General features: G+C 72.5%; 7 protein-coding genes and 1 tRNA gene. 3 read left to right on the top strand and 5 right to left on the bottom strand.

Annotated features, from left to right (window positions below; all coding sequences use genetic code 11):
* Positions 1–195 (top strand): hypothetical protein (locus VNF07_04970; protein HVB05585.1); only part of this gene is annotated, 195 nt, incomplete at its 5' end.
* Here VNF07_04970 and VNF07_04965 read toward each other — a convergent pair.
* The 5 genes from VNF07_04965 to pheA form a co-directional block, all read right to left on the bottom strand.
* On the bottom strand, positions 192–680 hold the full coding sequence (locus VNF07_04965) for a flavin reductase family protein (GenBank protein HVB05584.1): 489 nt from the start codon (positions 678–680) through the stop codon (positions 192–194). The genes VNF07_04970 and VNF07_04965 overlap by 4 nt on opposite strands.
* A 31-nt stretch (positions 681–711) precedes the next feature.
* Positions 712–1,488 (bottom strand): hypothetical protein, encoded by a 777-nt coding sequence (locus VNF07_04960; protein ID HVB05583.1) that lies wholly within the window; start codon positions 1,486–1,488, stop codon positions 712–714.
* Positions 1,485–2,342 carry a site-specific DNA-methyltransferase gene (locus tag VNF07_04955; protein HVB05582.1) on the bottom strand — a complete coding sequence of 286 codons (858 nt, stop codon included), beginning with the start codon at positions 2,340–2,342 and terminating at the stop codon, positions 1,485–1,487. Before VNF07_04955 ends, VNF07_04960 begins: the two co-directional genes overlap by 4 nt.
* Before the next feature lie 74 nt (positions 2,343–2,416).
* Positions 2,417–2,504: transfer RNA gene (locus VNF07_04950), tRNA-Ser, on the bottom strand.
* A gap of 8 nt (positions 2,505–2,512) precedes the next feature.
* Positions 2,513–3,460 (bottom strand): prephenate dehydratase, encoded by a 948-nt coding sequence (pheA, locus tag VNF07_04945; protein ID HVB05581.1) that lies wholly within the window; start codon positions 3,458–3,460, stop codon positions 2,513–2,515.
* 20 nt (positions 3,461–3,480) lie between these two features.
* Here pheA and larB point away from each other — a divergent pair, with 20 nt between their 5' ends.
* Together larB and larC are read left to right on the top strand one after the other, a co-directional pair.
* Positions 3,481–4,236 (top strand): nickel pincer cofactor biosynthesis protein LarB, encoded by a 756-nt coding sequence (larB, locus tag VNF07_04940; protein HVB05580.1) that lies wholly within the window; start codon positions 3,481–3,483, stop codon positions 4,234–4,236.
* Positions 4,236–5,423, top strand: coding sequence for a nickel pincer cofactor biosynthesis protein LarC (gene larC, locus VNF07_04935; GenBank protein ID HVB05579.1), 1,188 nt, complete (start codon positions 4,236–4,238; stop codon positions 5,421–5,423). Before larB ends, larC begins: the two co-directional genes overlap by 1 nt.
* The last annotated feature ends 134 nt before the right edge of the window (positions 5,424–5,557 follow it).

Raw genomic sequence — 5,557 nt, 5'->3', positions numbered from 1 at the left:
CTGGCCGTCGCCGCGGCGAGCGACGAGCTCGTCACCGACACGATCGCGATCGGCGAGACCTCCGACATCGAAAAGGCGGTCGACCGCTTCTACCGGGCCGGCTGCACGCGGGTGCTCCTCGCCTCCTCGCCCTTCACCAAGGAGCACATCAGCCAGCTGCTGCGCGAGCTCTCCCCGCTGCGGGGCTCGGCCTAAGCGCGCCGCAGCTCGCCGGGCGGGTGCCCCGCCCCGAAGTCGACGGCGTCCATCCGCAACGCCTCCCCGCCACCACCACCACCTGCGGCGGCGAGCGGGGCGAGCACGAAGCCGCAGTGGTCGCCGAGGGGATGGCGGGACTGGATGCTCCCCTCGAGGTAGGCGGCACAGCCCTCGAGGACCGGCGCGCCGCTCACCCCCGGGCGCCAGGCAAGGCCGGCGAACTTGTCGACCTCGTCACCGCGCGCCGCGCCGAAGCGCCGCGCCAGCTCGAGCTGGTCGGTGCGCAGGCGGTGCACGGCGAGTACGTCCGCCCGGCGGGCGAGCTCGTACGTGCGGTTCAGCACCGACAGGCAGACGAGGAAGCGCTCGGGGATGATCGAGCACTGGGTGGCGAAGCCGACGAGACAACCGTCGCGCTCCCCCGCGACCTGCACCGTGACGACGTGCAGGACGGGGTTCTCCCCCGTGGTGAATGCCTCCATCACGGCACGCGTTACCCGTTCGGAGCGCTTGTCAGGCGCGCGCGACGCCCGAGCGGTTCGGGATCGTCCAGCTGCCGTGCACGAGGCAGCGGTCGAGGCGGATCCCGGTGACGGTGATCTTCGCGTCGCTGCGGTCGATGCGCAGGCGCGCGTCGGGAGGGTCCTGGCCCGTCGGGATCGGGATCGTCGCGAGCTGCGCCTCCGCGACGCCGAGCTCGTCGACGGAGGCGAAGAGCGCGGTCGGGACCTCGACGAGCTCGTAGCGGTAGGCGTCGCTCCCCTCGCGAAAGCAGCGGAGCACGAGGATCGCGTCGGTCTGGCGTCGGTACTCCGCGAAGAGCGCGACGAGCTTGTCGCGCCGCCCCGCCTGGGTGCGCGCGTCCTGGATCCACGCCGCCTCGGTGAGCTTGGAGATGTGCAGGCTGTCGGCCCGCAGTCCCTTCGCGGCGGTCGCCTTCAGGCTGAGCGAGCGCTGCTCCCCGCTCGGGAGGGCGACCACGGTGTCGAAGAAGCGGTTGGTCGCCGAACCCGCCGGCGCCACCTTCCAGCCGGCCGCCTCGCAAGCGCCGTTGAAGGCGGCCTCGAAGGCAGTCGTGGAGAGTGGCTCGGCGTTCAGCGCGTGGTGGGCGCGCAGCCGCGCGAGGAAGGCCTTCGCCCACGGGGTGGCGGTGAGCCAGGAGCCCGCCGCGAGCGTGCACTGGACCGGCGTGAGGAGTGCGCTCACGAGGCGGTCGACGACGATGACCTCGGGCAGCTCGAGCTGGTCGATGCGCTCACGCAGCGCCGCCCGCAGGAGGTCGTCGCTCATCCCGGGACGAGCCGCTTCTCGATGAGGGGGAGGTAGGCGGGGTTCACCTCGCAGCCGATGAAGCGGCGCTCGTTGGCGCGCGCCACCGCGGCGGTCGTGCCCGAGCCGAGGAAGGGGTCAAGGACGTAGTCACCGGGCGACGAGCCGATCAGCGCGCATCGGCGCACGAGCTCAGGGGGGAAGGTCGCGAAGTGCGCGCCGGGGTAGGCGACGGTGTTCAGCTCCCACACGTCGCGCAGCCGCCGCCCGTTCGGGCCGCGCACGGCGTCGATGTCGTAGTGGTAGCGCTCGGACTTGGAGAAGAGAAAGACGTGCTCGTGCGAGCGGGTCGGGCGGTCGCGCACCGACTCCGGCTGGCAGTTCGGCTTGTACCAGATGATGTCGGAGCGCAGCCACCATCCCGCCTCCTGCATCGCGAGGGCGAAGCGCCAGGGCACCCCGATCAGCTCCTTGTCCTTCAACCCCTCTGGAGTCGGCGGCCGCACCTGCATCGCGCGGGCGGGGTTCTTCTTGTCGGGCGCCCGCCAGCGGCGGCTGCCCGAGGTGTAGGAGTCGCCGATGTTCACCCACACCGTCCCGTCCTCGGCGAGGACCCGCTGCACCTCGTCGAAGATCGCGACCAGCGACTTCACGAAGATCGGGAGGGGCTCGTCGCGGCCGATCTGCCCGGCGCTCTCGTAGTCGCGCAGCGACCAGTAGGGCGGCGAGGTGACGACGGTCTGCACCGTGGCCTCTGGCAGATCGCGCAGCGTCGTCGCTGCGTCACCCAACAGGACGAGGTCGTCCCCAGCGGCGAGGGCCTCGCGGATCAGCCGCGGCCGCTCCTCATTGTCCCCGTCGACGGTGCGAGTCACGACGCTCCTCAGTCCGGCCCTGACCGGCCAAAGCGTACGTGAGCGATGTCTCGCCCACGGGGAAACCCCGCCCTTGGCGGAGGGAGGGGGATTCGAACCCCCGGTGCCTTGCAGCACAACGGTTTTCAAGACCGCCGCATTCGTCCGCTCTGCCATCCCTCCCGAAGGGCTCAGCCCGAACCGCCGACCAGCCCCCGCAGGTTGCCCAGCCACTCGGCCGCGCCGCGCCGCGCCTCGCCGACCTCACCGACGCGCGTCTCGGAGACGGCCCCCGAGACCGGGTAGGAGCCGAGGAACCTCACGGACTCCAGGATCTCGTGCAGCTCGGCGAGACAGTCTCCGAGGAGGACGTCAGACACGTGCCCCTCGCTCTCGATGATGAAGCAGTACTCCCCGAGCGCCTGCTTGGTCGGGCGCGATTCGAGGCGGGTGAGGTCGACGTTGCGCGCCGCGAAGTGGGCGAGGATCTCGAGCAGGCTGCCGGGGCGGTTGGCCCGCTGGAAGCAGGCGATCGCCGTGCGGTCGTGGCCGGTGGGCTCGGGGATCCGCGCCTTGGTGAGCAGGACGAAGCGCGTGCGGTTTTCCGCGTGGTCCTCGATCGCATGGGCGAGGACGTCGAGGCCGTACAGCTTGGCGGCGAGCGGAGGTGCCACCGCAGCCACCTCCGGATCGGCGCCCTCGGCGACGAGGCGCGCCGCGTCGGCGGTCGAGTTCGTGGAGCCGACGCTCGCGCCCGGGAGCGTCGCCGCGAGGTAGCGACGGATCTGGGCGGTGGCGTGCGGGAAGGAGATCACCCGGCGGATGCCACCGAGCGATGCCCCCGCCACGGCGAGGAGGTCGAGGTGCACCTCGAGGACCACCTCGCGCTGGATGAGGAGGTCGGTGTCGAACACGAGCTGATCGAGGGTGGCGCTCACCGATCCCTCGATCGAGTTCTCGATCGGCACGAAGGCGTACTCGACAACTCCCTGGTCGGCAGCGCCGATCGCCTCTGCGATCGTCGGCATCGGCACCAGCTCGCACTCCGCGAGATCAGGCTCGGAGAGGAGGGCCTCCTCGGTGAAGGTACCCTGCGGGCCCAGATAGGCGATGCGACGGAGCGTCGCTGGGGCGGACATGCAGGCAGGATACTGAGGCCGTGGACCACGACGATCTGCAACGGCTGGTGGAGGGGATCCGGCGCGGGACCGTGAACCCCGACGAGGCGGCGGCGACCCTCGCCCGCCTCCCCTACGCCGATCTCGGCTTTGCCCGCGTCGACCATCACCGTGAGCTGCGCCAGGGCCTCCCCGAGGCCGTCTACGCGCCGGGGAAGAGCCCCGCGCAGTGCGCGAGCATCGTCTACGAGCTCCTCGAGACCGGCACGGGGCCGGTGCTCCTCACCCGTGCCGACGAGCAGCAGGTCGCCGCGACCCTTGCCCGCTCGCCGGGAGGGAGCCGCACCCCCGGCGAGCCCGCCGAAGGGGCGCTCAGCCTCGTCGTCTGGCGACCGGCGCTCGCCCGCGAGGGCAAGGTGGCCGTGATCACGGCCGGCACCGCCGACCTCCCCGTCGCCGAGGAGTGCGTGGCCACCCTCGCCGCCTACGGCTTCTCGCCCAAGCTCCTCGTGGACTGCGGGGTCGCCGGGCTGCACCGGCTGCTCTCCTCGCTCGATGCCCTCGAGGAGGCGGACGCGATCGTGGTCGTCGCCGGCATGGAGGGGGCGCTCGCGAGCGTGGTCGGCGGCCTCGTCTCCGCTCCGGTCGTCGCCCTCCCGACGAGCGTCGGCTACGGCGCCTCCCTGGAGGGGGTGACGGCGCTGCTCGCGATGCACGCCTCGTGCGCGGCGGGCATCGTCGTCGTCGGCATCGACAACGGCTACGGAGCGGCCTGCGCGGTCGCCCGCATGCTCTGATGGCGCCCCCTCGCGTCGCCTGGTTCCACCCCTTCGCCGGCATCGCCGGGGACATGGCCCTCGGGAGCCTCATCGACGCCGGCGCCCCGGTCGAGGAGGTCGTCGCGGCCCTCGAGCGGCTGAAGGTCCCGGGCCTCTCGCTCACCGCCGAGGTGGTGCTGCGCGCCGGCCTGCGCGCGACCCGCGTCGTCGTCGCCGTCGAGGAGGACGGGGTGCGTCGCGGCCTCGCGCAGATCACCACCCTGCTCGATGCGGCCGCCCTCCCGGAACGGGTCGCGGCGCGGGCGCTCGCCGTGTTCACCCTGCTCGCCGAGGTCGAGGGAGGCATCCACGGGGTCGAGCCGAGCGAGGTCCACTTCCACGAGGTCGGCGGCCACGACGCGCTCGCCGACGTCGTCGGCACCGCCACCGCGCTCGAGCTGCTCGGGGTCGACGAGGTGTACTCCGGGCCGGTGGCGCAAGGCGTCGGGACCGTGCGCAGCGCGCACGGCCTCCTCCCGAACCCACCGCCTGCGGTGCTCGCGCTCCTGCGCGGCGCCCCCCTGTACGGCCGGGACATTCCCGTCGAGCTGACCACTCCGACGGGGGCGGCGCTCCTCGCCGCGCTCGCGAGCGGCTTCGGCCCACTGCCGGCGATGAGCCCCGAGGCGGTCGGCTACGGGGCCGGCTCGCGCGAGCTCGAGGGCCTCCCGAACGTCACCCAGGTGGTCATCGGCACGACGGCCGCGCCCGTGGACACGCCCGCCGGGCAGCTGCTCACCCTCGTCGAGGCGAACCTCGACGACGTGACCGGCGAACGGCTCGCCGACGCCCTCGAGGCGCTGTTCGAGGCTGGCGCTCTCGACGCCTGGATCACCCCGGTGCTGATGAAGAAGGGGCGCCCCGGTCATCTCCTCTCGGCCCTCGTCGAGCCCGTCGGCGCGGCCGGGCTACGCGGCGTGCTGCTTCGCGAGTCCGGCTCGTTCGGAGTGCGCACGAGCCTCGTCGACCGCTACGCCGTCGCCCGCGAGATGGTCGAGGTCGAGGTCGCAGGCGAGCGGCTGCGGGTGAAGGTGGGCGGCGCGCGCGCCAAGGTGGAGCACGACGACGCCCGGCTGGCGGCTCGGCGGCTCGGCCTCGGCGTCGACGAGGTCGTCTCGCGCGCCGAGGAGGCCTACCGGCGCCTCGCCGGGGAGGCGACGCCCTAGCTACTTCGACCTGAAATAGTCCCCGCCGGAGCATCCTCTTCGTTGCGGGAGCTGCTCGAACGGGAGATTCCTGGCCAAGGTTGTCGTCGATCGTCTCAGGTCGGGATCAGCTGGCTGATCTTCACGAGGTTGTG

It is taken from the genome of Acidimicrobiales bacterium, assembly GCA_035533595.1.
Lineage (GTDB): Bacteria > Actinomycetota > Acidimicrobiia > Acidimicrobiales > Bog-793 > DATLTN01.
The sequence above is the reverse complement of the archived record's forward strand: the minus strand, read 5'-3'. Positions and strand labels throughout refer to the sequence as shown.